Source organism: Streptomyces sp. NPDC001100 (assembly GCF_053598575.1).
Map to the genome: position 1 here is coordinate 17,146 of NZ_JBSFKO010000025.1, position 26,999 is coordinate 44,144.

The 26,999-nt window shown below is 68.7% G+C and carries 23 protein-coding genes; 7 read left to right on the top strand and 16 right to left on the bottom strand.

Annotated elements, in window-relative coordinates:
• Window positions 1-21: 21 nt before the first annotated feature.
• Entirely contained in the window at window positions 22-447 is a 426-nt protein-coding gene (locus tag ACWDEW_RS31015; RefSeq protein ID WP_450517035.1) for a hypothetical protein, read from the top strand.
• Window positions 448-1,259: 812 nt separating this feature from the next.
• Here ACWDEW_RS31015 and ACWDEW_RS31020 read toward each other — a convergent pair.
• The 8 genes from ACWDEW_RS31020 to ACWDEW_RS31055 all read right to left on the bottom strand — a co-directional run bounded on the left by ACWDEW_RS31020 (window position 1,260) and on the right by ACWDEW_RS31055 (window position 10,453).
• On the bottom strand, window positions 1,260-2,369 hold the full coding sequence (locus tag ACWDEW_RS31020; protein WP_450517037.1) for a chorismate-binding protein: 1,110 nt from the start codon (window positions 2,367-2,369) through the stop codon (window positions 1,260-1,262).
• 63 nt (window positions 2,370-2,432) lie between these two features.
• Window positions 2,433-3,296: a bifunctional 5,10-methylenetetrahydrofolate dehydrogenase/5,10-methenyltetrahydrofolate cyclohydrolase gene (locus ACWDEW_RS31025; RefSeq protein ID WP_450517038.1), complete on the bottom strand. Its 864-nt coding sequence runs from the start codon at window positions 3,294-3,296 to the stop codon at window positions 2,433-2,435.
• 208 nt (window positions 3,297-3,504) lie between these two features.
• A complete protein-coding gene (gene purU, locus ACWDEW_RS31030) occupies window positions 3,505-4,410 on the bottom strand; it encodes a formyltetrahydrofolate deformylase (RefSeq protein ID WP_450517040.1) in 906 nt (301 codons plus the stop codon).
• Window positions 4,407-5,279 (bottom strand): methylenetetrahydrofolate reductase, encoded by an 873-nt coding sequence (locus ACWDEW_RS31035; RefSeq protein ID WP_450517041.1) that lies wholly within the window; start codon window positions 5,277-5,279, stop codon window positions 4,407-4,409. The genes purU and ACWDEW_RS31035 overlap by 4 nt, the downstream gene beginning before the upstream one ends.
• Window positions 5,280-5,424: 145 nt before the next feature.
• Window positions 5,425-6,768, bottom strand: coding sequence for an aminomethyl transferase family protein (locus ACWDEW_RS31040; RefSeq protein ID WP_450517042.1), 1,344 nt, complete (start codon window positions 6,766-6,768; stop codon window positions 5,425-5,427).
• Between the two features lie 148 nt (window positions 6,769-6,916).
• Window positions 6,917-7,717: a dihydropteroate synthase gene (folP, locus tag ACWDEW_RS31045; RefSeq protein WP_450517044.1), complete on the bottom strand. Its 801-nt coding sequence runs from the start codon at window positions 7,715-7,717 to the stop codon at window positions 6,917-6,919.
• Window positions 7,718-8,517: 800 nt separating this feature from the next.
• Complete coding sequence (locus ACWDEW_RS31050) at window positions 8,518-9,879, bottom strand: aminomethyl transferase family protein (protein WP_450517046.1); 1,362 nt, start codon at window positions 9,877-9,879, stop codon at window positions 8,518-8,520.
• Between the two features lie 154 nt (window positions 9,880-10,033).
• Window positions 10,034-10,453 (bottom strand): hypothetical protein, encoded by a 420-nt coding sequence (locus tag ACWDEW_RS31055; RefSeq protein WP_450517048.1) that lies wholly within the window; start codon window positions 10,451-10,453, stop codon window positions 10,034-10,036.
• A gap of 1,452 nt (window positions 10,454-11,905) precedes the next feature.
• Here ACWDEW_RS31055 and ACWDEW_RS31060 point away from each other — a divergent pair.
• Entirely contained in the window at window positions 11,906-12,661 is a 756-nt protein-coding gene (locus ACWDEW_RS31060) for a dienelactone hydrolase family protein (protein WP_450517050.1), read from the top strand.
• Window positions 12,662-12,830: 169 nt separating this feature from the next.
• Complete coding sequence (locus ACWDEW_RS31065) at window positions 12,831-14,084, top strand: FAD-dependent oxidoreductase (protein ID WP_450517052.1); 1,254 nt, start codon at window positions 12,831-12,833, stop codon at window positions 14,082-14,084.
• Between the two features lie 105 nt (window positions 14,085-14,189).
• Here ACWDEW_RS31065 and ACWDEW_RS31070 read toward each other — a convergent pair whose 3' ends face one another.
• A complete protein-coding gene (locus ACWDEW_RS31070) occupies window positions 14,190-14,420 on the bottom strand; it encodes a hypothetical protein (protein WP_450517053.1) in 231 nt (76 codons plus the stop codon).
• Between the two features lie 550 nt (window positions 14,421-14,970).
• On the opposite strand from ACWDEW_RS31070, the gene ACWDEW_RS31075 reads away from it, so the two are divergent.
• From ACWDEW_RS31075 to ACWDEW_RS31090, 4 genes are all read left to right on the top strand, one after another.
• Complete coding sequence (locus ACWDEW_RS31075) at window positions 14,971-16,503, top strand: MFS transporter (RefSeq protein ID WP_450517055.1); 1,533 nt, start codon at window positions 14,971-14,973, stop codon at window positions 16,501-16,503.
• 159 nt (window positions 16,504-16,662) lie between these two features.
• Window positions 16,663-17,043, top strand: coding sequence for a winged helix-turn-helix transcriptional regulator (locus ACWDEW_RS31080; RefSeq protein WP_450517057.1), 381 nt, complete (start codon window positions 16,663-16,665; stop codon window positions 17,041-17,043).
• A gap of 205 nt (window positions 17,044-17,248) precedes the next feature.
• Window positions 17,249-17,821, top strand: a complete 573-nt coding sequence (locus ACWDEW_RS31085) for a DUF3060 domain-containing protein (RefSeq protein WP_450517059.1) — start codon at window positions 17,249-17,251, stop codon at window positions 17,819-17,821.
• Window positions 17,822-18,617: 796 nt separating this feature from the next.
• Window positions 18,618-19,190 (top strand): MarR family winged helix-turn-helix transcriptional regulator, encoded by a 573-nt coding sequence (locus tag ACWDEW_RS31090; protein WP_362983486.1) that lies wholly within the window; start codon window positions 18,618-18,620, stop codon window positions 19,188-19,190.
• A 3-nt stretch (window positions 19,191-19,193) separates the two neighbouring features.
• Here the strand turns inward: ACWDEW_RS31090 and ACWDEW_RS31095 are convergent, their stop codons facing one another.
• From ACWDEW_RS31095 to ACWDEW_RS31125, 7 genes are all read right to left on the bottom strand, one after another.
• Window positions 19,194-19,925, bottom strand: coding sequence for a gamma-glutamyl-gamma-aminobutyrate hydrolase family protein (locus ACWDEW_RS31095; RefSeq protein WP_450517061.1), 732 nt, complete (start codon window positions 19,923-19,925; stop codon window positions 19,194-19,196).
• Entirely contained in the window at window positions 19,922-21,412 is a 1,491-nt protein-coding gene (locus ACWDEW_RS31100) for an aldehyde dehydrogenase (RefSeq protein WP_450517063.1), read from the bottom strand. The genes ACWDEW_RS31095 and ACWDEW_RS31100 overlap by 4 nt, the downstream gene beginning before the upstream one ends.
• A 94-nt stretch (window positions 21,413-21,506) precedes the next feature.
• Complete coding sequence (locus ACWDEW_RS31105; RefSeq protein WP_450517065.1) at window positions 21,507-22,967, bottom strand: APC family permease; 1,461 nt, start codon at window positions 22,965-22,967, stop codon at window positions 21,507-21,509.
• A 160-nt stretch (window positions 22,968-23,127) separates the two neighbouring features.
• Window positions 23,128-23,727 carry a TetR/AcrR family transcriptional regulator gene (locus tag ACWDEW_RS31110; protein WP_450517067.1) on the bottom strand — a complete coding sequence of 200 codons (600 nt, stop codon included), beginning with the start codon at window positions 23,725-23,727 and terminating at the stop codon, window positions 23,128-23,130.
• A 28-nt stretch (window positions 23,728-23,755) separates the two neighbouring features.
• Window positions 23,756-24,601 carry a fumarylacetoacetate hydrolase family protein gene (locus tag ACWDEW_RS31115; RefSeq protein ID WP_450517069.1) on the bottom strand — a complete coding sequence of 282 codons (846 nt, stop codon included), beginning with the start codon at window positions 24,599-24,601 and terminating at the stop codon, window positions 23,756-23,758.
• Between the two features lie 9 nt (window positions 24,602-24,610).
• Window positions 24,611-25,546 (bottom strand): 3,4-dihydroxyphenylacetate 2,3-dioxygenase, encoded by a 936-nt coding sequence (locus tag ACWDEW_RS31120; protein WP_450517071.1) that lies wholly within the window; start codon window positions 25,544-25,546, stop codon window positions 24,611-24,613.
• Complete coding sequence (locus ACWDEW_RS31125; RefSeq protein WP_450517073.1) at window positions 25,539-26,999, bottom strand: aldehyde dehydrogenase; 1,461 nt, start codon at window positions 26,997-26,999, stop codon at window positions 25,539-25,541. The genes ACWDEW_RS31120 and ACWDEW_RS31125 overlap by 8 nt, the downstream gene beginning before the upstream one ends.

The following is a 26,999-nucleotide window of genomic DNA, read 5'->3' on the forward strand; positions in this document are numbered from 1 at the left end:
CCGTTCCCTTCGAAAGGCCCCGTGTGTCCAAACTGCGCGGGCACCGACAACGGGACCTATGCGGTCAGCTACACCTACTCGACGAACAGCTCGTACTCCTACGAGAACTCGCAGAGACTGGAGGTCAGCGCCGGCTTCTCGGACGAACTGCAGGCGGGCATCAAGGCCAGCACGTCGTCCTCCGAGACCTGGACCCTGGGCACCACCCGCACCGCGACCGCAACCATCACCATCCGTCCCGGGTGTGCCGGCGCCTACTGGTTCGCCCCGTACGTCCGCCACTCCCAGGGTTGGGCGGAGGTCCACTACAACAAGAGGCAGTTCGGCCACCGGGACTGGTTCTACCCGTACAGAGGCTCCAGCGGGGTCCGCATCGACACGCCCGCCGCTTGGTCGGACGGGTCACTGAAGGACCAGGTGTACTGGGCCACCTGGAAGTGCGAGTAGATTTCCGCGGACCCCCTCGACACCGCGGGACGGGCCTGTATCGGTTCGCGCCGTGCCGACAGCCCTCCATGGCTGGATCGAGGCCCACTACGGCACGCGAAAGCACAGATACAACCCGGGCGAGGGCTCCACGGACGTGCGCATCGACACGCCCGTGACCTTGGCGGACGGTCCGATGAAGAGGAAGCAGTCCTGGGCTTCGCGGAAGTGGCGCCCCGTCGAGGAACCTGCGCCGCCCCACCGCCGCCACTCGGCCCGATGGGGCGGCCAGCCGGCATTCGGCCCGTAGGCGTCGGCTGTGACACTCCTCTCGGCCGTACGGTGGGAGCCGTCCCGTCCTGTCGTCCGGGGCTCGGACACAGACGGTTGCGCAGCCGAGTTTCCAGCCATTTCTCACCGGTGTGGGCGTGGTGGTCCAGGTCGACGGCCAAGACCTGGCGCAGACGCGGGCCGGAACTGTCGTTCCGGGTGTGCCCGCGTTCGGCGAGGTGTCCGAACTGCAGCGCGACGTTGGCGGCGAACCCGCTTTCCCAGTCCTCCTCGGTCGGTTCGTGGCCCAGCATGTAGGCCTCACCGAGCCGCAGCACCGCCCTCGACACGATGGTGTCCGGTACCTGCTGCGTGGCCTCCGGGATCGCGCGACCGTGTTGGACCAGGAGGATGTGACCGTGCTCGGCCAGCTCCCCGTCCGGGCCCCGGACGTGGCTCCGGGAAGAGTCTCCCTCCACGCCCCGGTCGACGTCGAGCACGACGCTGCGCGACGAGTCCCGGCGCAGCGCGCGGGCAATGCCGTGCGGATCCCGCATCTGCCGTCAGCGCCAACCCCTGCTGAGGGAGTCGGCACCGGTGGATTGTCCGAAAGAAGGCCGCTCCGTCCGAAGGTCGCGCCGTGAAAACGTGCCCGGACGTTCCGCTGACGCGATGGAAAGCAGTCTGTGTGCCTTCAGCGCGGTTTCCTGCCACTCCCGCTCGGGCTCCGAGCCCCAGGTGATTCCGGCTCCCGTGCCGAATTTCAGGAGTCCTTCGGACCGGTCGATCCAGAAGGTACGGATGCCGACGGCCAGCTCTCCGCGACCGCGGTCGGCGTCGACCCAGCCGATTCCGCCGCAGTAGGGGCCGCGCTCCGACTTCTCGAGTGCGGCGATGATCCGCAGGGCGCTCGCTTTGGGAGCCCCCGTGACCGATCCGGGCGGGAACGTCGCTGCCAGTAGTTCGGGCCAGCCCGCACCCTCGCGCAGTCGCCCGCTCACGGTGGACACGAGGTGCACCAGCCCTGGATGCTTTTCCACGGCGCACAGATCGGGGACCGTCACGGAACCGGGAACACACACGCGGCCGAGGTCGTTGCGGACCAGGTCGACGATCATCACGTTCTCCGCGTAGTCCTTTTCCAGCAGGTCCGCCTCGGTCTGGCCGGTTCCCTTGATCGGGCCCGAGGTGATGTGTCTGCCGGCCCGCCGCACAAAGAGTTCCGGGGAGGCGGTGGCCACCTCGATGCCGTACCGCGGGATGCGCATGACGCCGGCGTAGGGTGCCGGGTTGTGGCGCACCAGCAGTCCGGCCAGCGCTGTGACATCGGCGTCCGCCGTGACCGGCGCGGACAGGACCCGGCAGAGGTTCGCCTGGTAGACCTCACCCGCGGCGATGTGCTCGCGGATACGTGCCACGCCGTTCGTGTATGCGATGCGGTCGAGCGAAGTGGACCATGTCCCGGCATCCGGCCCGTGCCAGCGTGACGCCGGCAGACCGCGGCCCTCGACCTGTCGCACGTCGCGAAACCGGGCGCACGTCAGGCGGCCCTCGAAGGTGGCCGCGACAGCCCAGAAGCCCTCGGAATCCAGCGCCGAGGGATCGCTGGTGACGTCGACGAGACCGGTTGCGAGATGCCCGCCGAGAAGCGCCATGGGAGGGAACCGTTCCATTCCTCACCTCCTGAGATGTGGCCTGCCGTGCAGCGAGCGGTGGGGTTTCACCGTACGGAGCGCTCAGGCCACGACGGCCTCGTGTTCAGCACCCCATTGCGCCGCGCGCAGCGTGTTGACCATGAGCATGGCGATGGTCATGGGACCCACACCGCCGGGGACCGGAGTGATGCGACCGGCGATGCCGTCGAGTTCGGCGGAACGGACGTCGCCACTCAGCCCGGAGGGAGTGCGGTGGATGCCCACGTCGATGACGACCGCGCCAGGCCTGACGTGTTCGGGACCGATGAGGCCGCGGACGCCGGTGGCGACCACGACGATGTCGGCGGGCCGGGTGACGGCCGCGAGGTCCGTGGTGAATTCGTGGGCGACCGTCACGGTCGCTCCGCGCCGCAGCAGCAGGTGGGTCAAGGGCTTGCCGACGAGTTCGCCCCAGCCGACCACGGCGACGCGGGCGCCTTTGAGGGGAACGTCCTCGGCGTCGAGGAGTTCGATGACACCGCTGGGTGTGCAGGGGCGCAGGCCACGTTCCCCGCGGGCCAGCAGACCAGCGCTGGCGGTGGTGAGGCCGTCGACGTCCTTGGTGACGGGGATACGGTCGATCAGCGCGGCCGCGTCGAGCTGCCGGGGCAGGGGGAGCTGGAGCAGGATGCCGGACACCTGCGGGTCGGCGGCCAGTTCGTCGATCACCGCGGCCACGTCGTCCTGGGTGGCGTGCTGGGGCAGGTGGCGGTGGAAGTCGCGCATGCCGGCTTCCTCGATGGCGCGGCGTTTCGCGGCGACGTACACGGCGCTGGCCGGATCATCGCCGACGAGGATGGTCGCCAGCCCGGGAATCCTCCCCGAACCGGCAGCTGTGGCGACCTCCTCGGCGACTTGTGAGCGGATCCGCTGAGCGATGCTGATGCCGTTGATCGTGGTGGTCATGGTGGCGAACCGCTTTCTTGTGATGAGGAACGATTCGCCCGGGTGAGGGGGGCTGGTGTGCTGTCACCATGACTGCGGCTGTACGGCGCCGTGACCGGCCGGCCGTCGCAACGGCCGGCTCGGCCGAACGGGATGCGGCGCATGACAAGACCGCCAGTTCCCTGCACCGGGCGGTATCCCTGTCCGCGGGATGTCCCGTGTCCCGCCGTCAGGCGAAGACGATGGTGTGGTTGCCGTCGCGGATGACGCGGTCCTCGGCGTGCCACAGCACGGCGCGGGAGAGGACCGCGCGTTCCACGTCGGCCCCACGACGGGTGAGGTCGGTCGCGGTGTGGGCGTGGGTGACGCGGACGACGTCCTGCTCGATGATCGGCCCCTCGTCGAGGTCCTGCGTGACGTAGTGGGCGGTGGCACCCACCAGCTTCACGCCGCGTTGCTTGGCCTTGGCGTAGGGACCGGCACCGATGAAGGCGGGCAGGAAGGAGTGGTGGATGTTGATGATCGGCACGCCGACCTGTTCGATGAAGTCGCCGGAGAGGATCTGCATGTAGCGGGCGAGGACGACGAAGTCGACGTTGCCCTGCAGCAACCGCAGATGCTCCGCCTCGGCGACCGACTTGTCCGAGCCCTGGCAGGGCACGTGGAAGAAGGGGATGCCGAAACTGCGGACTTCCTCGGCCACATCGGGGTGGTTGGAGACCACCATGGCGACGGTGACAGGGAGTTGGCCCTGCCGGTGGCGCCAGAGCAGGTCGAGCAGGCAGTGGTCGGACTTCGACGCGAAGATCGCCACCCGCTTGGGCACGGACAGATCGCGCAGTGTGTAGCTCAGCCCGAACGCGTTCACGAGGTGCTGGTCGAGGTCCGTGCGCAGAGCGGGCAGCGCGACCCGGAGGTTGTCCAGGCCGAAGACCGTGCGCTGGAAGAAGGCGCCGCCCTGCGGGTTGTCGGAGTACTGGTCGAGGGAGACGATGTTGGCGCCGTGGGCTCCGAGGACCGATGTCACGGCGGCGACGATGCCTGTCGCGTCGGCGCCCTGCACGATGAGCGAGGCCTGCTGGGTGTGCGGCTTGCTCGGAGCGGTGCGGGCCGGGGCGTCTTGCGTGAGGGTCATGCCAGGCCTTCCTTCCGGAAGCGGGCGGCCCACTCAGAGGTGGCCTTGAGTCCGCCGAACGTGTAGAAGTGGATCTTCAGTTCGCCGTGGCGGCCAGGATCGTGGGCCGCTGCGAGGTCGCGCAGGAAACGGTCCGGCCCCGCGGTGCCCATGAGGTTGGTCAGGGAGAAGCCGTATTTCTTGACGACTGAGGCGCTGGTCCCGACCCCGAAACGGGCCGCGTAGGACATGAGCCGGCGCACCCCGGCGGGACCGGGCACCCCGATCCTGATCGGGGCCCCGATGCCGCGGCTCCGAACCTCTTCCACCCAGGCCAGCACCGGGTCGACGTCGAACCCGAACTGCGTGATGATGCCGCTCTCCAGGGACTGCGCGGTGAGGGCCGCGTACTTGTCGCACAGCGCCGACCACAGCGTGGTGCCGTCGATCTCGGGGTGCCCTTCGGGGTATCCGCTGATGCTGACGTGCCGGACTCCGTACTCCTGCAGCAACCCGGTGTCGATCAGGGACAGGGAGTCGGCGTAGGGGCCCTCGGGGTGGGCCGGGTCACCGCCGACGACGAACACGTTGTCGGACGTTCCGTCTGTGTGCAGGGCGGCCAGGAAGCGTCCGAAGTCGTTGCTCGACCCGAGGCGGCGGGCCGATATGTGCGGTACGGGCACGAATCCGAGCCGCTTGACGGCCCGGGCCGCGTCCAGGCGCATCTGCAGGTCCTCGTTGCCGAGGAAGGTGACGTTGATGCGGGTGCCCTGGGGAATGGAGTCGCTGGCTTCCTCCAGTTTGCGGACGTCCTTCCCCGTCATCTCCAGGGAGAAGTCCTCGAGTAGTGATGTGCTGACCGCTGTTCGTGCCGTACCGGCGGAAGTCATCGTCTTTCGTCTCGCTTTCTCGTCCGAGGTGCCGTCTCCTGGGCACCCCGAGCACCGCTGAGGCAGAGGTGAGGGCCCTGCGCCGCCCCCGCGCCCGCCACGAGGGCGCGGAAGTCCGGCGCGATGCGCGTGCAGCCGGCTGTCGTCAGCGGTCGCGGCGGTAGAGGGTGCGCGCGTGCTGGTTGAAGGGGGAGGGCTGCACGGTGGCACGGATACGGGGGAAGCCGAGGTCGGCCTCGGGGTCGGCGCCGGCACCGGGGTGCTCACCCCAGACCACCGTCACCTCGGTGCCCGGTTCGGCGTGCTCGGAGTCGATCAGGGTCTGCGCCAGAACGGTGCCTACCGGGTCGACCGACGCGGTCTGCATCGTCATGCCGGCCAGACCGGCAGCGGTCTCAACCCGGTGGCGTGCGTAGGTGAGCACGAAGCCGGGGTCCTCGCCCTGTCCGATCACGGTGCGGACGTCGTCCGCGTCGAGGACGAGGGTGACCTTGGTGCGCAGCGGCTCGTCCTTGGCCTTGAGCAGGGCATCGCGCCCAAGGAAGTCGTGGTTGAAGGAGATCATCTTCCCGTAGCCCAGCTCGTACGGGTAGACGTAGTAGTCCTCGATGTCCTCGGAGAAGTAGCTGCCGTTCAGCGGGCGCTTGCCCTCGATGCCGAACAGGGGCAGTTGCCTGCGGTACTCCAGCAGATCGGGGTCGGTGTAGATGCCGGGCACCGGCGAGGGGATCCAACCACTCTCCACGCTGGCCGAGGTGTACGCCAGGGCCCCGATCTGGGTCAGGCCGAGCGGCTCGCCGACCTTCAGGAACCGCTCGTGGACGTACGCGGCATGCTCCCAGGGACCGATGAACTCGAAGCCGACCTGCCCGGCCATACCGTGGCGCAAGGCGCGGAGGGGGTGTCCGTCCAGGGTGACCGCGGTGGAGTGGAAGAACTTCGTCTCCGGCAGCGGCCCGCCGAAGGCGCGCTCGACCAGTTCCGCGGCCAGCGGTCCCTGGATCTGGAAGCGGAACAGCTTCGGGTCGCCGCCGCCCGGGCGGAAGGCCGAGGACGGGTCGGTGACGAATCCGACGTCGTAGCCGCCCTTCTCCGCGTGGTACTGAACCCAGTGCTGCGCCGCCGGGATGCCGCTGAGCAGGTATTTGTTCTCGCCCTCGCGAGCGAGGATCCCATCGGTGACGATGTGGCCGCTCCGGGTGACCGGCACATACTGCTTGGCCTGGCCGATCGCGAACTTCTCGAAGTTGTTGGCGCCGTGGTCGGCCAGCACCTGCGTGGCGTCCGGGCCCTCGATCCACATGTCGTACATATGGTGCGAGAGGTTGAGCAGTGCCACGCCCTCGTGCCAGGAGGCCTGCTCCTGGCGCCAGCCGGAGTGCTCACGCGCGACGACCTCGGGGGTCCACGGCTCGGCGCCCGGCTTCCACAGCAACTTGATCGCCGATCCGGCCTTGTCGATGCCGTCCTGGAGGGAGGGGATGGTCATTTACGGCTCCTTTTCGGAATACCCGAAGCGAACTAGATCGATTAAGCACGTTAGCGCAGCACCCTCGTTCCGGTGACTACGGCGTTACGAATGCATTGCGTGCGCCCCATGCACGCCGTAGGCGCTCATGGGCTCCACGGGCGGCCCGTCACAGTCGAGCCGCCGCGTACGCGGCGGCCATGCGAACCGCGTCCAGGCTCGCGCGGACGTCGTGCACGCGGACGCAGAACGCGCCCCCCGCGGCAGCGAGCGCGGAGACGGCGGCCGTCGCCGAGTCGCGCCCTCCGGGCGGCACATCACCGGCGCCACCGTTCGCGAGGGCCGCACCGATGAACCGCTTCCTCGACGCACCGACGAGCAGCGGGAAACCCAGTTGCCGCAGAGTCCCCAGGCCGGCCAGCAGGGTCCAGTCATGCTCGGTCCGCTTGGAGAAGCCGAGCCCCGGGTCGAGGACGATGCGGGCCGGGTCGACCCCCTGGAGGGTCAACTGCCGTACCCGCGCGTCGAGTTCGACCGTGACATCGGCGACGACGTCACCGTAGTCGGCATGGCGGTCCATCTCCCGGCCGGGCGCACGCCAGTGCGTGGCGACGTACGGGACACCCGCCGCGGCGACCACCGGCCCCATGCCCGGGTCGGCCAGGCCACCGCTGACGTCGTTGATCAGACACGCTCCCACCTCGACAGCGGCCCGGGCCACAGGCGCGTGCATGGTGTCGACGCTCACGCACACCCCAGCGCGGGCGAGTTCGCGCACCACCGGGACGGTCCGGGCCAGTTCCTCGGCCAGGGCCACGGGCCGCGCGCCCGGCCGGGTGGACTCACCGCCCACGTCGACGATGTCCGCGCCTTGGGCGGCCAGGTCCAGCCCGCGGTCGATCGCCTGCCGCGTCCGCGCGTACAGGCCGCCGTCGGAGAAGGAGTCGGGTGTGACGTTGAGAATGCCCATCACCAGACATCGGTCCGCCCGAGGCAGGCCCTCCGGCCATGGGAATGTCCTCAACGGCCGGACGGCGGCACTCTCCGTGGTCGACATCGGCGGCAACCTCCTTGGTCCCGCACCTTGCTGCAGGGACGGGATACTAAATCGATTTTGTTGGCGGGGCAAGAGTCTGCCAAATCGTTCTAGCTCCGCTTCCGGGGGACACCGGCAGCCGACCTGAGTCGACACCACATTGCGACCGACCCGGCGCTGAAGCTCTGGTCAGCTGCCCGGCAGAGGCATGCGGATCCCGCTCCGAGAGGGCGAGGGTGGTCAAGGGCTCCGGTGGCGGGAGCTGATCGCAGAGCGGACGTCGCGCTCACCGGGCAACAGCTGACGTCCGACACCCTGCTCCTCCCGACGTTCGCCTCGGTCTTTCTCGGTGTCCTCCGATCCGGGCGCTTCAACCCGATCGGTGCCTTCGTCGGCACCTGTTTCCCGGGGATCGGGATCCTCGGGCTCAAACCGCCGGGAGCCAGGCCCCCGTCCGCCTCCGGCGGTGGTGTCGGAGAGGGCACGGACCCAGGCAGTACAGCCATGCCTGATGACTGTTGAGCACCGGCCTCGGCCAGTCGTTCGCCAGAGCCTCGGCAGACTCGCACAGAGCCGCCGAGGCAGTTGTGCCCGCAGCCGCCGCTGTGCTCGTAGCCACCGAAGTGGAAGCCGATCGCGCCGGCGGCGAACCGTACCGCGCGTCCCACATCCTGCGGCTGTACACGCAGCGCGCCGTGTGCGGGGCCACGGCGACGCGCGTCCCGGCCCCTCGGCTACAGCACGGAGACGTCCGTTCGCCGCCTGTCGGGCTTGAAGGGCAGTGCGGCCACCGTCGCCCGGATCTCGCGCTGCGAGGTTCCCGGCTTCCCCCACACCACCACCACCTCCGTCCCGGGCGCCGCGTGGGCCGGGTCGATCACGCAGAGGGAAATGGTCGATCGCAGATTCACGCTGACCGTCCTGCCCGTAGAGACGCCGACACACTGTCCGCCGACGAGAACCTGGTCGAAGACCGGGCCGCGCCCCCGGGGCAGTTCCATGGCGTCGGGCAGGTCGCCTTCGCCCAGCGTCGCGGCGAGGACGGCGGTGACGTCGGAGGCGCTCCAGCGCAGACCGACGAGCGTCCTGTACGGCTCTGCCTCGGCGGCATCGGCGACCAGCGCGTCGCGACCCAGGAAGTCGCGGTCGGGGACACCCTTGCGGAAGCCCCAGCCAAGTTCGGCGGGCTTGCGGAAGTAGTCGGTGACGCCGTTCTCCGGTACGAAGCTGCCTCCGGGGAACGCCATCCTGAACTGCCTGGGCACGGCGGGTGTGACGACGGACGAGGAGATGTAGTCGAGGCCGTTGGTGGCGATGCCCGCCTCGATGTGCTGGACGGGCTGGGACCGGAATCCGAGCTGGCGGATCCCGAACTGGCCGCCGCTCTCGACCGCGGCCGACCAGATCTCGTTGGCATGCCCGGCCGGGCCGTGCAGTTCATAGCCGAGTTCGCCCGAGATGCCCGTACGGAGGATGTGTACGGGGGTTCCGTTGATGCTGGACATCCGGCTCCGGCTGAACGCGATGTCCCGCAGGCTCTCCCCCGTCAGCTTCTCCATCGTGTTCAGGGCGGCCGGGCCCTGGATCCCGAAGATGAACTGCTCGGGGCTGACGTCCTGGATCTCCACGTCCCAGCTGCCCTGACTCGCCTGCCACAGCAGCCAGTCCCCGCTTCCGGCCGAGTAGAAGAACTCCTCCTCGCCCACGCGGCACAGGACCCCTTCGGACGCCACCCAGCCATTCTCGTCGAGCTGGACGTGATGCTTGATCTGTCCGTGCTCAAAGCGGGACAGGTCCCTCATGCCGTGCCAGGCAAGGAAGTCCTGCGCCTGGCTCCCCCGGACGACGAGCTTGTGCAGCGGCGACCAGTCGCCGATGTAGCAGGAAGCGACGTGCGCACCGCACTCGTCGATCCAGCCGGTGTACTCAAGAGGCAGCAGGGTCTGCGCGAAGTGGCCATAGGCCTGAAGGTTGTTGCTCTCGGCCTGGGCTGCGGCGGCCGGGCTGAAGTACGCCGGCCGCTCCGCAACGAAGGGTGCGTCCTTCAGTCGCAGGACCGCTTCGTAGGTGGCGCGCTGGGCTTCGGTGATGTCCACGGGTCATCCTCCCGCTCATGGGCTATGGGGTTACGGGCTATGGGGTATGGGCTACGGCCCTAGGGCTGCGGGGCTGTCAGACCGTCGGAAACGTGCGGCTGTGTCGGCCGGCCCCGCTCCGGTGGGGTGACGCCCAACTTGGCCGCGTTTTCCGTCAGTTCGCGCCGGACCTTCGACGCCACGCGGCCCGCGGTTCGGGTCCGGCCACGCTGGCGCTGCGCTCGCCGGGGTAGTGCACGCCGTTCGCGCTGTCGGCGACCGGGAGCCCCTGGCGGGTGTTTCGGAGTTCCCTCGACGGCCGCAACTGAGGCGCTCGGGTCGTCGAGGACGCCGACTCGAAGGCACAAAGCACGGAGTTCTGGAAATATTTGCGGCTTCTGTGCTTTTCCGAGCGGAACGCGGGGAAGGTCGGCTCGCCGACCGACGCGCCGGTGAAGAGCTCGACGACCAGCGGACGTGCCGGAACCCTTGGCGCTGCCCGGAGGAAGGACATGACTGCCTTCTCCGGGTCAGTGGCGGGCGTACCGCCCTCCGATGCGGCGGCGCCCTCGGGCAGCGGGGTGCCGTTCGCCATCGAGGGCTCGCTCGAGGTCGGCGGTGGTGTCGATCGGTACCTCTCCAACGACCGGGGTCACGACCGGGGCCGTACGTCCGGTGGCACATTGGCACCACTGGCCCGCCGTACATGCGGACGGCGGGGTAGCCGCGGTCGGTGGTCATGGCTGGATGCCCTCTCAGGCTTTGAGGATTCAGGAGGCGGGGCTCTCCTGATAGCGGTTGGTACACAGCACCCGGATGAAGTGAGGCGGGGACGTCTCGTGTACGCAGGTTCCGTAGGGCTCGTTGACGCGGTCAAAGTCGACGACGTGCTCGACCCGACCGCCGCAGGGGGCGCGCAGGAAGCGGAAGGCGTTGGAGTCGATGGTGTGTCGGCCGAACCGGCGTGCATGTCGCCAGCCCTTGGGCCGGTACCTGCCTTTTCTTCCCGGCACGTTGCAGACGCTTACGGGCACGGAACACGACGCCGTGCAATGCCAGGTGACAGTACAGCCCGGTACGGGGTTGCCCACCCCTCCAGGACTGCAAGGTAAAGCTGCACGGCGGAGGACATCCCATCACCGGGACGCAACCTGCTGTCGAAGGGCGCAGGACCGTGGACCGGAGAGAAACCGGGGATCACCGCCGTCATCGAGGCCTCGTCCGCACCCCGCTGGACCACGGCGGCGTCGTCGTGACGACGCCGCTCATCACCATGTCCTCAGCGGGCTGAGGGAACCTCATCACCAACAGGACGAGCATCTACCCCGTCGGGCTCCGGAGCACCGCTGCACTCGCACAACTGCGACGAGCACGTCACGGTCCCGGAGGGCGAGGCGGCTGTCGTGGTGAACGGCGAGGTGACCAAGCCGAAGCGGTCCGACACCGCATCCTCCCCTCCCCGCTCCCCGCCTGCTCCGGAACATCGGCGACCGCTCTCTGCGCATCCTGTGGGTGTACTCGTCGGGACACGTACCACGGATGTTCACCGAGACCGCAGGACTGCGGAACGCCTGCCAGCACGGGACCGGAGGGGTTGAAGTCCGGCGACCGCCATTGTCTGCGCTACCTGCCCTCTCGCTTGCTCGGCCGTCGGCGACAGCGTGCGCTCCGGCAACTCGAACTGGGCACCGACGTCCGTACACCGCGGCCCTCCTCAGCGAGGGGACGGACAGCCTGGAGACGTATCGACTCCCCTTTCCCTCCCCGTGCGGACAGGCGCCAATCCGTGCCGACTCAATTCAGACGTCATTTCCGCGAGCAGATTGCGGGCATTCTGTCAATTCAGGTATTCCCTGACCAGGTTTCCCGTACCGCGTCAAGGTCGGGGAGTAGGGGAAGCGTCACTTTTCTCATGGGCGCTGCAGAGGTCCCGGCCCGGGCTAAAATCGGGCTCCGGGACCACCTGACACCCCGAGCCGTAATGCCGAGCTGTACCCATTGCGAATATCCGTCAGTTTCCGACCAAAAGAAAGGGAGAGAGATGCGTATGAGTACTACGCAGGGAACGACCGTGAACATCGCGACGCAGGACGGCACAGCCGATGCCTACCTGGTACACCCTGACGGGGTGGGTCCGTTTCCCGGCGTCCTGCTCTACATGGACGCCTTCGGGCTTCGCCCGCATCTGATGAAGATGGCCGACCGTCTGGCCTCGGCCGGATATGTGGTCCTGGTACCCAACATCTTCTACCGCCACGGACGAGCGCCGGTGATCGACCTGCCGGACTTCGTGGACCCGGCCGAGCGCCAGGAGCTCTTCGAGCGACTCGGGCCGCTCATCCAGTCCCTGACGCCGGAGTCGACGATGCGGGACGCCGACTCCTACCTGCGCTGGCTGGCCGAATGCCCGTCGGCCGTGCGGGGACCGATTGGTGTCACCGGCTACTGCATGGGCGCAGGCCTGGCGCTGCGCACGGCAGGAACCTATCCGGACCGAGTGGCCGCCGCAGCCGGTTTCCACGGCGCCAACCTTGCGTCCGCCGCGCCCGACAGCCCGCACCTGCTCGCCGACCGCATCAAGGCCGAGCTGTACTTCGGCCACGCCGACCAGGACCGGGCACTGCCCCCCGAGCAGATCGAGCGTCTCAGCGAGGCCCTCGACGCGGCGGGCGTACACCATCACTGCGTGGTGTACGCGGGCGCACATCACGGCTTCACCCAGGCGGACACCGCCGCCTACGATCCCGAGGCCGCGGAACGCCACTGGGCGGCGCTGCTGGACCTCTTCGCGCGCACGCTCTGACGCGACGACGAAGTGCCGCGGGCAAAAAATCGGTCCGGCACCCACCGGTGAAATTCCGCTGAACAATTCCATCGCACACAAAATTGCATCCCGGTCGGTAGTCCGGGGCGCAGCCATTCGCTGTTACGTCTGGCTGCGTCAACCGCTCTCTCTTTCGGAGAGGCCCAGTGTGCTCCCTCGTACGGAACCAATTGCACTGGGAGTACTTTTGTCTGGGACGCGTATCGCCATCGCCGGAGGTGGCCTTGCCGGGATGACCCTGGCCCACTACCTGAACCGGCACGGCCTGGACGTGGCCGTCTACGAGCGTGACACCGGCATCGCCGCCCGCGAGGCGGGCTACCGGATCCACATCAACTCGACCGGCACGTCCGCCCTGCACGCAGCCCTGGAACCGCGGCTGTGGGAGCTGTTCCTCGCGACCTCCGGCATGCCCGACGACGACATGCTGCTGTTCGACGAACAGCTCAACCTCCGCCCGGGCCGCGACACATCCGCCACCGAGGGCACCGGGGTGCCCACCGACATCCCCGAGCACCTGGTGGTCTGCCGCTCGACACTGCGCCGGATCCTGTACATCGGTCTGGAGAAGGCCGTGCACTTCGGTACGAGGGTCACGGGATACCGCTCCGACCCGGACGGCACCGTGACTGTGCTCCTGGCCAACGGCAAGAGCGTCGAGGCCGACGTGTTGATCGCCGCGGACGGCATCCACTCCGGCGTGCGGGCACAGCGGCTGCCGCAGGTGGAGGTCGTCGACCTGGCCGCCCGGCACATCGCCGCGAAGGTCCCGATCACCGAGGAGACCAAGGCCAAGCTGCCGGCCCAGCTGTTCAACACCTTTTCGCTGGCCTATGCCTCCGACTGGACCGGACTCACGCTCGGCCCACTGGAGCGCAGCAACCCCGGTTCTCCGCTGGTCAAGGAACAACACCCGGACTTCCAGGACGAGGCCACCAAGAACTACGCACTCAGCATCTTCAACTCGGTGAAGAGCCTCATGATGCCCGACGCCGAACTGTTCACCGCGACCCCTGAGCAGCTGAAGGCGTATGCACTGGAACGCGTGGCCTCCTGGCACCCGGCCCTGGTGGAGACGGTCCGCCTGTGGGACACCGCCACGGTGCAGCCGCTGACCTTGCGCAGCTGTGTGCCCGTCAGTGCCTGGGAACCCTCGAACGTCACCGTGGTGGGCGACGCCGTCCATGCCATGAGCCCGGCCCTGGGCATCGGCGCCAACACCGCACTGCGCGACGCACACGTTCTCGGAGGGCAACTGCTTGCCGCCGCGCGGGGCGACAAGGACGTCATCGCCGGCATCGGCGCCTACGAAGAGGCCATGCGGGACTACGGGTACAAGGCTCTTCGGCAGTCCGCAGCGGTGGGCGAGAAGGTGATAGGCCACCTACCGTTGCCCGCGTAAGCAGCCCTCGCGCAGCCACACTCAGCACGCGACGGGCGCGAGGCAGGCCTCATCGGTGTCGGAGCCCTCGGTGAACACCGGGTCTCGGCACCGATGAGAGCCAGGTCACGCTGAGGACGAGACATCAGCCGCGGAGGTCGCACTGGGCGCCTTCCTGGATGTGACCAGGAAGGCCGCTCCATCCGGCATCGGTTGGGCCGGCCAGATGCAGTCTTCGTCCGTCATCGCGCCGGACCGCATGCGGTGAGGGACGACGCGGACTTTGACGGACGACATCCGCATGCCGACGTCGCTGAAGTAGTCGAGGTCCGTGAAGCCGATGGGCAGGACTGCCATCGCCTCTGGCATACGACATTGTCCGCCATGACGTCGCCGAGCAGGCCGGCTCACGGGCTCGCGGGGACAGCCATCGGGCTCCTTCCGGTGAAGCCGGCGAGCCGGGGCTCGCCCCCTGTGGAGCAGCGGATCTCGGCTTCACTCGTGTTACGCCGCACGCACGGTCCAGCTCTCCCTTGACCGGGGCCGGCCTCAGCGCTCCGGTCGCCGATTTCCGTATGCAAGAACTCCGAAAAACGATCCTGGATTTGACAGAGTCGCCAATCAACGCTCGAAGGAATTTCGATACCCTGCCGCTCGATCACAAATCTGTCACCCACGTCAAGCGCGAAAACAATCACATAATTGGGGGTGCCCGTCGCCGAGAGCCGAGGTGTTATGTTTCGTTCGACCTAGAGACAGGCTTGTGCGCCGCATCCAGCTCCATCAGCAATGGGGAACGGGTTTTGCCTGCGGTCTCGATCGTCCCGGAACTCAACCTGATGTTCCACTTCCCTTTCTCGCTCCACTGGAATTGCCGCGCTTTCCGACCCTCCTAAGGAGTTCTCCGTTGTCTGCCGACAGCACGATCACCACTCCCGCCCAGACGGGGGCCGATGCGACTGAGGCCTCCCCGGGCAACCGACACCTGGGCATCGCGCTCTTCGTGATCGCCGCCGCTCAGCTGATGATGGTTCTTGACAACACCATCACCAACATCGCCCTGCCCTCCATACAGACCGACCTCGGCGTCTCCGACGCGAACCTGGCCTGGATCGTCAACTCCTACGCACTCGCCTTCGGCGGCCTGCTCCTGCTCGGAGGCAAGGCCGGCGACCTGTTCGGACGCTTGCGGATGTTCCAGGTCGGCATCCTCATATTCACCCTCGCCTCCCTGTCGGGCGGACTCGCCCCGAACGAAGGGCTGTTGCTCGGCGCCCGAGTCCTGCAGGGTGTCGGCGCCGCGCTTGCCGCTCCCAGCGCGCTGGCTCTGATCACCACCACTTTCCCGGCGGGCAGGTCACGCAACACGGCCATGGGTGTGTACGCCGCCATGGGCGGCATCGGCGCCACGGTCGGCATGCTGCTGGGCGGTACGTTGACCGAGGCTCTCAGCTGGCGCTGGGTGTTCTTCGTGAACATCCCTGTCGGCCTGGCCGTCCTCGCCGGAACGAAGACCCTGGTCGAGGCCGAACGCCACCCCGGCCGCCTGGATGTACCCGGCGCGATCACAGGCACGGGTGGCCTGCTTGCCCTCGTCTACGCCATCACCCGGGGCGGCGAGCACGGTTGGACGAACGGCCTGACACTGATCTCCTTCGTGACATCCGCCGTACTGCTGTCCGTATTCCTGCTCCTCCAGTCCCGCGTACCGAGCCCGATGATGCCGTTGCGTATGTTCAAGGACCGTAATCGCAGCGGTAGTTACAGCGCGATGTTGCTGATCGGATCGGGCATGTTCGCCACGTTCTACTTCCTGACGCTGTACATGCAGCTGGTCCTGGGCTACAGCGCGATCCAAACCGGCTTCGCCTATCTGCCTTTCAGCATCGGCATGTCCGCAGCCGCAGGCCTCAGCTCCAAGCTGGTTACCCACTTCGCACCGCGACTGATCGCCGCACTGGGTTTGACGGTCGGAGCGGCAGGCATGTTCTGGTTCGCCACCCTGGACACCGACTCCTCGTACGCAGCTCACCTGGTGCCCGCGATGTTCGTCACCGCCACAGGACTGGGAGCTGCCTTCGTCCCGCTGACGGTGACTTCGGTCAGCGGTGTGGACCACCTGGACACGGGCGTCGCCTCGGCGCTCCTGAACACCGCCCAGCAGATCGGCGGCGCGCTCGGTCTCGCGGTTCTGTCGACGATCTCCACCTCGGCAGCCGACGACAAGCTGCCTGAGGCGGCTTCCCGTCTCTACCGAGGCCTCGCCACCAAGGACTTCAGGCTGGTGTCGAAGGCGAGTGAGGCACTGACGCACGGCTACACCACGGCCTTCGTCGGCGCGGGCGCCCTGTTCCTGGTGGGCGCAGCGGTCACAGCCCTGGCCATGAACTCCGGCAAGCAGGAGCACGCGGAGGGCGCTGCACCCGTCCACATGGGCTGACCTCGCAAAGGGCGATCCCACCCCCATGTGGGCGGTGGGGGACGACATTCCCAACTGTGCGGCCAGATGGATCCAACCGATCTTCAAGACGCCACAACGATGTGCGGCGCGAGGCATCGCACCGTGATGCCGAGCGCCCACGGAGAAAGGACAGCCATCATGAACCCCTCGCGCTGCGCTCAGCGGGAGCACCGGTCCCAGGCGCCGCGGCTGCCCGCATCCCTTCTGGCCGCTGATCGGGCCTTCGCCCTGATGGGCAGACGCTGGAACGGCCTGATCATCGCGGCCTTGGCTAAAGGTCCGGCCGACTTCGCCCAGCTTCGCGATCGAATCCCTGGCATCAGCGACCGAATGCTCACCGAACGCCTCAGAGAACTGGCCGCAGTTGACCTCGTCTCCCGAACTGTCCCGCCCGGCCCGTCCTCGCGAATCCTTTACGCACTCTCACCGCACGGCGACGCCTTCCTCATCCCCCTGGCCACCGTGATCGTGTGGGCGGAGGACCACTTCCCCGCGACGGGTTCACCGGCATCGCACTGATGGCCCTACCAGATCGTTGAGCATCGCTCCCCCGCAGGTGCGGACATCCGCAGTTCCGGGGCGACGACTCTGCGACATCCACAGCCGCCCGGTGTCGGCGCTCGGGTGCGTTGTACGTGCATCCACCTGGCTCTCCGCCCTGCCCGCGGACGCGGGTACGGGAATTCCGGGTCTCAGCGAATTCACCAGAAGGAGAAGTCCTGCCATGCGCAAGACGACACTGCTTTCCAGCACTCTCATCGCTCTGGCACTTTCGACGACGGTCGGCTGCGCGGACAATGCGCCGGCTCCGGCCCCGAGCACCGGGGCGGCGATGCCAAGCCCCGGCACTGCGCGTGGCGATGCAGGCATCGGTTCACCCGCTGCCGGTTCGAAGAGCACCCCGGACACAACCGCGGCCGCTGAGGCCGGCAGTGACACGTCACTCACCATCGGCAGCAGTTACAGCACGCGGGCCACCGACTGCACGGGGCACGACGTCGTCATCGAAGGCCAGGCGAACACCATCGGGCTCACCGGTAGATGTGGAACGGTCACCATCGGCGGCAGGTTCAACACCGTCACCGTGGAGACGGCCGACACCATCAAGATCACGGGCAACTCCAGCGCGGTGATCGCGGAGACCGTCGGCGCCATCCGGTTGGACGGCGCCGCCTTCGTCACCGTGCGCTGGGTCAACGGGACCGGTGGCAAGGAGCCCACCGTTTCCGGTAGCGGCAGGGCCTGCACCGTGGACAAGATCAGCGGACAGGAGTACGAGAACGGGATCAGGCGCTGACGCAGTCAGGGCACGCGGCCTGTGGCCGCGGCACGCGCTCGGCAGGCGTCACGTCCGATCTTCCTCGCTTCGTGATCGCTCGATCGTGGGACTGATCGCCACGCGAGGCAACCGTCCGCCATGAGCATGCCGGGCTGCGCGCATGGACCGAACACCGTATCCGAGCGACTTGCCGGAAGAGCATGGGGTGTTGATCGAGCCGATGATCACGGCCTGAAGCAGGGCGGGGTGAGGCGACCTGAGACACCGGGACCGGTGAACTCCGGAAAGCCGTGAACGCGATCTTCTACCAGAACCGGACAGGCTGTCAGTGGCGCTGCCAGGTGAGGGAGAAGGTGCGCCGATCAAAGGACCCGCCCCTCGGGACTGGATGTGAGCGAGAGGACACCAGGACGCAAGCGGGGACTTGCCGTCGACGTGCTGGGGCCGGTCAGGCCACTGGACGCCGACCGACGAGATCATCGAAGTGCGCGCCGACGTGGCTCATCGACTGCGGCGGGAAGACCGGCGGGATGACCGAGTGCCTCCTCATCGGGAACGACACCGTCCATAGCCGCGCAGTCTTCCCCGGCACCGTGCCCTTCGCCGTCGCCACCCCCAACTAACTGATGGCAGTGGCGCGGCACGCGGTCAACCGTTCCCGGGCGGCCCCGGGGACGAGGTGTTCGTCTTCGGCGCAACGTCGCGGAGGGATGGCCCTCCGACGTGGCAGCCACTGCACCGCCGTACCCTCCCGGCGATCCGTCTCCGTACAATTTGATCCCGAACGACCAGTGTCAGAGAGAGGGAGCCCCCTGTGCCCGGCCACCGATCGATTACCGAAGCCGAGAAACTCGCCGCACAGAGGCTCGGCGGTTTCCCGATACGCCGGGATCAGATGGCGGCGGTCGCCAACATCCACCGGGCCGCGGCGGCGGTGCGCCAGCACCTGGAGAACTCCGTGCTGCGGGGCTCCGACCTGACCTGGACCGCCTTCGTCGTCCTGTGGGTCGTCTGGGTGTGGGACGAGTCGGAGACCCGGCATGTCGCGGAGGAGGCGGGGATCTCCAAGGGGACGCTGACGGGTGTGGCCCGCACGCTGGAGTCGCGTGGGCTGCTCAGGCGGGCCGGTCATCCGACGGACGGGAGGCTGGTCCTGCTCAGTCTCACGGACGAGGGCGAGCAGCTGATGCAACGGCTGTTCCCGCAGTTCAACGAGGAGGAGGCCTTCGTTACCGGGCAACTCACCGACGACGACTGCCGCGGTCTCGCCGACATGCTGCGCCGCGTCGTGCTTCAGGTGGAGGACCACGGTGAGGAGCGCCGACAGTCCCTGCTGGACGGAGCGGAGCCGGCACCCCGACGCAGCGGGCGCCGGCCCAGGGCCTGAATCTCAGCGGGTTGGCCGGGCCTCCCGGACGAGGGCGTCGAACAGGCCCTGCTGCGCGGCGTTCCGGTGCGCGGTGTCCTCGGGATGCCACTGCACGGCCGTGAACCAGCTGCGGGCGTCGGGGAGTTCGAGCCCCTCGACAGTGCCGTCGGCAGCCCGTGCGGTCACCCGTACTCCGTCGCCAGGCCGGTCGACGCGCTGGTGGTGGTAGCAGGACACCTCCACCTTCTCCGCGCCCGTCGCCGCTGCGAGGACCGACCCGGGCTCCAGTGTCACGGGATGCACGACATGGCGATGTTCGCGGTCCGGCCCGCCCATGTCCTGCTCCAGAGTGCCGCCGAGCGCCACGTTGACGACCTGGAGTCCGCGGCACACGGCCAGCAGGGGCAGGCCCAACTCCAGGGCCTTCCGGGCCACTTCGAGGTCGAAGCCGTCCTGCTGGTCGTCGACGTCGTACACGCTCTCGTGGGCCGCGCCCGCTCCGTAGCGGTACGGTGCGAGGTCGCCGCCGCCGGGCAGCAGTACCCCGTCGAAGCGGGCGAGGCGGGTCGTGACCTCCGCGGGGTCGGCGGTGCCGTCGGGGGCGTACGGGTGGATGGTCGCGGGTTCGCCGCCCGCCCGCCACACCGCCTCGACGAGGGCCCGGGCGGTGACCTCGGCCGCGTACCGCAGCGCCGAGGTGGTGGCGGAGAAGCGGGCGGGCAGGGCGATCAGCGGGCGCGGCGGGACGGTCACAGCTGGATCCAGGTCGTCTTGAGCTCGGTGTACTTTTCCAGGGCGTGCGCGGACTTGTCGCGGCCGTTGCCCGACTGCTTCATCCCGCCGAAGGGCACGGTCAGGTCACCCTCCTCGTAGCAGTTCACCCACACGGTGCCCGCCTTGAGGGCGCGGGAGATCCGGTGGGCGGTGCTCAGGTCCGAGGTCCACAGACCGGCGGCCAGGCCGTATTCGGTGGCGTTGGCCAACTCCACCGCTTCCTCAAGGGTGTTGAAGGAGATGACAGAAAGGACGGGGCCGAAGATCTCCTCGCGAGCCAGCCCGGCGCCGACCTCGACCCGGTCGAACACGGTCGGCTCGACGAAGCTGCCGCCGCTGTCGGTACGGGTGCGCGCGCCTCCCGTACGCAGCCGGGCGCCCTCGGCGACACCACGCCGCACATGGCCGAGTACGCGCTCCAGATGCCCCTCGCCGACCAATGCGCCCATCTCGGTCGCCGGGTCCAGGGGGTCGCCCACCCGCAGCTCCCGGGCTCGTGCGACGACAGCCTCGGTGACCTGCTCGGCGACGGAGGAGTGCACGAGCAGCCGGGACGGGGCGGTGCACATCTCGCCCTGGTTGAAGAAGATGCCCCAGGCGGCCGTGGCGGCTGCCTTCTCCAGGTCGGGGGCGTCCGGAAGGACGATGTTGGGCGACTTCCCGCCCAGCTCCAGCCAGACCCTCTTGAGATTGGAGTCGGCGGAGTAGCGCAGGAAGTGCCGGCCGACGGCGGTGGAGCCGGTGAAGGCGAGCACATCGACGTCGGGGTGAAATCCCAGCGCCCGACCGGCAGTCGGGCCGTCGCCGGTTACGACGTTGAGGACTCCCGGCGGCAGTCCGGCCTCCGTGGCGAGCCGGCCCAGCAGCAGGGCGGACAGCGGTGAGTTCTCGGACGGCTTGAGTACGACCGTGCAGCCAGCCGCGAGGGCCGGGGCCACCTTCCAACTCGCAAGCGTCAGCGGGAAGTTCCACGGGACGACGGCGCCCACGACACCGGCGGGTTCGCGGGTGACGAGGGCGAGCGCGTCCGGCGCGGTGTGCGGGGACTCGTCCGTCAGCTTGTCGGCCAACTGCCCGTACCAGCGGAAGGTGTTGATCGCCGCGCGCAGCTCGATGTCATGGGCGTCCGTGACCGGCTTGCCCATCTCCAGGCTCACCGCGAGGGCGAGCGACTCCCGCTGTTCTTCGAGGAGTTCGGCGAGCCGGAGCAGGACCCGGCCGCGTTCGGCCGGGGCCAGACGCGGCCAGGGGCCCGTGTCGAAGGCGCGGCGGGCGGCGGCCACGGCCGCGTCCACCTCGGCGGGGCCGCCGTCGGCGACCTCGGCGACCACCTGGCCGTCACGCGGGGAGACGACCCGGAAGGTGCCACCGTTTCCGGGTTCGTCGGCACCGCCGATGTGGTGGGCGCCGTACACCTGGAAGGCCTTGGCGCGGCAGAGCCATCCGTCATGAGTGACGGCCTGCATGGGAACTCCACTTCGTCAGCAGGGGGGAGAGCGTGGTGTGTCTCCCCCGGAACGCGCCCGTGTCGTCGGACGCGCACCGGAGGAGGGGAGCCGGTCAGCTGTCGGCGGTCGAGGGCCCGCGGCGGCTCAGCCGTGCGGTCACGATGCTCAGTGCCATGACGACCGGGACCGACAGGGCGAGCCAGAGAGCCGTGGTGCTGTCGCCGCCGATGAGGGTGGTGAAGTTGGCGAGGATGAGCCAGACGGCACCGGCCACCGCGATCGTCGCGAGGATCGGGGCTATCAGCGTGTTCCACAGCCGCACCTCCAGGCGCTCGCGGCGGAAGAAGACCACCACGGACACCGAGGTCAGCAGGTACAGGAGCATCATCGCCAGGACGGCGACCCCGCTGAACCAGGAGAAGAGCGTCAGCACCGGGTCATTGCCCGCGAGTGCGAACGGCACCACCAGAGCCACCGCGACGAGGGTCTGCACACAGCCGGCCGTCCAGGGCGCGTGGCGGCTGTTGAGAGTGCACAGGCGGCGGGGCAGCAGCCCGTCGCGGCCGAGCGAGAAGAGGTAGCGGTTGGCGGAGTTGTGGAAGGTGAGCAGGCCCGCGAAGAGGGATGTGGCCAGCAGGACCGGCAGGACGTCGTTGACCCAGCCGCCGAACTGCGCGGCGATCGGGGCGAAGACGAACGCCGTGGAGTCCCCGCTCGCCAGTGCCTTGCCCGCCGCCGCGACGGCCTTGGAGGGTCCGTACGCGGCGACCAGCATCCAGGACGTCAGAGCGAAGAAGCCGACGACCACGACGACCGCCAGGTAGGTGGCGCGGGGGACCGTCTTCTTCGGCTCGCGCGCCTCCTCGCCGTAGATCGCGGTGGCCTCGAAGCCGAACATGGAGGCGACGGCGAACATCACGGCCACGCCCGGTGCGCCCTGGGTCACTGCGCTCGGTGAGAACGTCTCGGTGAAGCCGAGGCCTTCCGGACCGCCGCCCTTGACGAGGGTGACGAGGCTGAAGGCCAGCAGGATGCTGAACTCCGCCAGAACGAACACGGCCAGCAGCTTGGCACCCATGTCGATGCCGGTGGCGCCGAGGACCTGCACGACGGCCATGGTCAGCAGCGACCACACCCACCACGGCAGGTCGAGTCCCGTGTGGGCGTCGGCCAGTCCGCTGACGATGGAGCCGTACAGCCCGTACATGGCGGCCTGGATGGCGCAGTACGCGAAGAGCGCCACGCCCGCGCTGCCGGCCCCGGTGGTGCGGCCGAGCCCGGTGCCGATGTAGGTGTAGAAGGCGCCCGCGTCGACCACGTGACGGCCCATGGTGACGAAGCCGACCGAGAAGAGCAGGGTCACCACGCCGACCAGGACGTAGGCGCCGGCGGTGCCGGGACCGTTGCCGATGCCGACGGAGATCGGGACCGCTCCGGCGATGCCGGTCAGCGGCGCCTGGGCGGACAGAACGAGGAAGAGGATGCCCAGCACGCCGAGCGCGTTGGGTTTGAGCGTGCCTGCCGTGGGTTCGTCCCGCACGGACCGCTGGGATGCGACCGCCTGACTGTCCACTCGGATCACCTGCCATGAAAGGGGATGGTCGTTTCAGGCCAAACGAGTTGCCTCATCGTGGGGCGGAACTATCCGTTTGGCAAGGGGGTGGCGCGGGGGAATCCGTGCGCGACGCGGATTTCTTACGAGGTCGTGATCGGCGAGAGGCGGGAGCGGGAGGTCAGTTCCCGTCACGCTCCCGTGCGAGCAGCCGCAGGACGTTGCGCAGCTCGTCGAGGGCGTCCTCGATGACCTCGCGCTCACCGAAGACCAGTTGGTGCAGGACCAGGCCCTCCAGGGTGGCGAACACCATCCGGGACAGGCCCTCGTCGACAGGTCCGGGCAGCATCTGGGTCAGCTCGCGCCGGGTGGCCGCGAAGTACTCGTCGTAGAGCGCGCGCAGGTGGGACAGCAGCTCCGGGCGGCGCCGGGACTCCAGGAGCAGTTCGTACTGGAAGGCCTGGAGGTCCGGCCCCGAGTCCACCATCTCGGTCAGCCCGTGCGAGAAGTCCTCGGGCCTTCCGGTGCCGGGTTCGAGGTCGCTGCTGCTGAGGGAGGAGCGGATGGCGTGGGAGAGCGCCTCCTCGATCAGCGTGTCGCGCGTCCCGAAGTGGTGCACCACGAGCCCGTGGGTGACCCCCGCCTCCTCCGCGACGGCGCGGTAGGTGAGCCCGCGCAGCCCGCCACGTGCCACCACGCGCACCGCGGCGTCCAGCAAGGCCTCGCGGCCCTCGCCGTAGGTGACGCGCTTGCGGGGGCGGCGGCCGGCGGGCTCGGTCATGCGGGCGACCCTACCGGCGCCGGGGTGCTCACAGACGCGGCGGACGGATGCCACGGAATTCCCAGTCGCCGCCGAGCGCGGTGGACAGTACTTCTTCGGATTCGGTGGGCTGGGCGCCGACGTCGGTGCGGATGGCGGCGGGTCCGGTGACGACGTGGTTGGTGAGTCTGCCCAGTCCTTCGACCTCGACCTCGACGACGTCCCCGGGCTGGACGGGACGCGAGTTGGCGGGCGTGCCGGACAGCAGCACGTCGCCCGGGTAGAGGGTGATGGTGCGGGCGATGTCGGCCACGAGATAGTGCATGTCCCACTTCATCTCGTCGGTCGACCCGTCCTGTACGACCTCGCCGTTGACGTATGTCCGCAGCCGCTTGCCGCGGAAGTCCCAGTCGGTGACCAGGCCCGGGCCGAGCGGGCAGAGGGTGTCGGAGCCCTTGACGCGGAGCATGGAGCCGGCGTCTGTGTCGCGGAAGTCGTGCAGGCCGTAGTCGTTGGCGACGGTGTAGCCGGCGATGTACTCGCCGGCCTCGGCCGGAGAGACGTTCCGCGCAGTCCTGCCGATGACGATGGCGACCTCGCCCTCGTAGTTGAGCCACTTGCAGCCCTCGGGGCGGACGATCGCGCCCCTGTGGGAGTTCAGGGAGGAGGTCGGTTTGTGGAAGTAGGTCGGGGTGTCCGGGAGATCGATCCGGAACTCGTCCACCCGGCTGCGGTGGTTGAGGTGGACGGCGATCACCTTGGACGGGACCACCGGGGGCAGGTGCAGCGCCTCGTCGGTCTTGACGCGGCGGCCGTCCCCGGCGACGAGTTCGTCCCCGTCGACGGTGACCTCGACGGTGGAGCCGTCCAGCAGAATGCGGCGGTACTCGGGCATGTCGCTCTCCTAGGGGCGGCTGTGCGGGGTGCGGGGTGAGGGGGGTACCGGCAGGTCGTCGCCGGTCCAGCCGGTACCGGGGCGGTCGAACCAGAGGTGGACCTGGCCGGTGCCGACGGAGTTCTCGTACTCGCCGTACTGGCGGGCCCTTGCCGTACAGGCCTGTTCGCCGAGAGCACCGGCCAGCATCAGGTAGTGGAAGAACTTCGCCTCGGGCTTGTACTTCCAGAACTCCTCCATGGTGTCGAGGACCTTGTCGTGTCGGCCCTCCTTGAACCAGGCGATCCGCTCGTAGTCCGCCTCGCGGGCCTCGGGCGTACGGATGTGCGCGGGGTCGCTGGCCTCGTGGTCGCGGATCTCGCGCAGCGGCCAGAAGGTGTGCGAAAGGGCGCCGGAGGCGATGACCAGGACCCGGCGGCCGGGAGTGGCCGCGATGCCGCCGGCGAGCGCGCGGCCCAGGCGCAGATGGTCCTCCATGTCCCCGGTCTGGCAGACGCCGATGGTGACCCACCGCTTGTCCGGCAGTCCCTCGCCGAGGAACTTCCAGAGGTTGATGGTGGCGTAGTACACGGGCAGGTAGTCGTCCTCGATCGGGGTGATCCAGGTACCGTTCCGGTCGGCGAACTCGGCGATGTTGTGGGCGAGTTCGGGGTCGCCGGGATAGTCGTACGGCATCCGGCACATGCCGCGCGGCAGTTCCTCGGAGGTGAAGAGCCCGGCGCGCCGCTGCTGGGCGGTGACGACGAACTCGACGGTCGTCGCCCAGTGGGAGTCGAGGACGACGACGGTGTCGTAGTCGTCGCGGTCGAAGACGTCCTCGCGGAGCCGGCGGAGGCCGGTGACAAGGGTGATCTCCCTGCCCTCGTTCAGCTCCAGCCGATCCGCCTCGGGCAGCACGATGGTGGGGACATGGGCCAGCAGGCCGGCCCCGACGATCTCACCCATGGTTGTTCCATCCGTTCGGGGCGGTGACGGTGTTCTTCAGGTCGCAGTAGAAGTCGAAGCTCCAGGTGCCGCCCTCACGTCCGACACCGGAGAGGCGGGAGCCGCCGAACGGTGCCCGGAGGTCGCGCACGAAGAAGCAGTTGACCCAGACCGTGCCCGCGACCAGCCGCGCGGTGACGCGCTCGGCGCGTTCGCGGTCGCCGGTGGCGAGGGTGGCGGCCAGCCCGAAGCGGGAGTCGTTGGCGAGCCTGACCGCTTCCTCCTCGTCGGCGAAGGTCTGGAGGGTCAGGACCGGTCCGAAGACCTCCTCCTGCACGATCTCCGAGTCCTGGGCGACGTCGGTGAGGAGGGTGGGTTCGTAGTACTGACCGCCGTTGCGGTGGCCGCCGACGACGGCACGGGCCCCGGCCGCGACCGCCCGCTGCACGAACCCGTCGATCTTCTCCAGCTGGCGGGAGTGGATGGTGGGTCCGAGGTCGGTGGCCTCCTCACGTGGATCGCCCTGGACCAGAGCCGAGGCCTTCTCCTCGAACCGTCGCGTGAACTCCTCGGCGACGGACTCCTCGACGAGGATGCGGGTGGCGGCCAGACACACCTGGCCGGCGTTGTCGTATTGCTCGACGGCGAGGTCCACGGCGAGCTCGAGATCAGCGTCCGCGAACACCAACAGCGGTGACTTGCCGCCGAGTTCGAGGCTGAGCGGGGTGAGGTGGGCGGCGGCCGACGCGGCGATCCGCCTGGCCGTGGGCACCGAGCCGGTGAAGCTGATCCGGCGTACGTCCGGGTGCGAGGTGAGGGCGTCGCCGATCTCCGCGCCGTAGCCCTGGACGACGTTGAGGACACCGGGCGGCAGTCCGGCCTCGGTGGCGATGTCGGCCAGCAGAGAGGCAGTCAGCGGGGACCACTCGGCCGGCTTGAGGACGACGGTGTTGCCGGCCGCCAGGGCCGGGGCCACCTTCCAAGTGGCCAGCATCAAAGGGGCGTTCCACGGGGTGATCAGGACGCAGGGGCCGGCCGGGTCCCAGCTCACGTGGTTGGTGTGGCCGCGCGTCTCGAAGTCGTCGTGGTCGAGGGTGAGCAACCAGTCGGCGAAGAAGCGGAAGTTGTGCGCGACACGGGGCATGACGCCACGGCGGTGCGAGCGGAGCAGAGCGCCGTTGTCGTGGGTCTCGACGATCGAGAGTTCCTCGATGCGCTTCTCGACGCCGTCGGCGATGGTGTGCAGGATGCGGGCGCGCTCGGCGCGGGGAGTGGCGGCCCAGCCGGGAAACGCCTCGCGGGCGGCGCCGATCGCGGCCCCGGCCTCGGCCGGGCCGCCGCGGGCGATCGGGCCGAGGAGTTGGCCGTCGATCGGGGAGACGTCGTCGAAGGTGTCGGGGGAGGCGACGCGTCGGCCGCCGATGAAGTGCCGGGTGTCGACGGGGACTCCGGCGACGATGATCTTCTCTGGCAT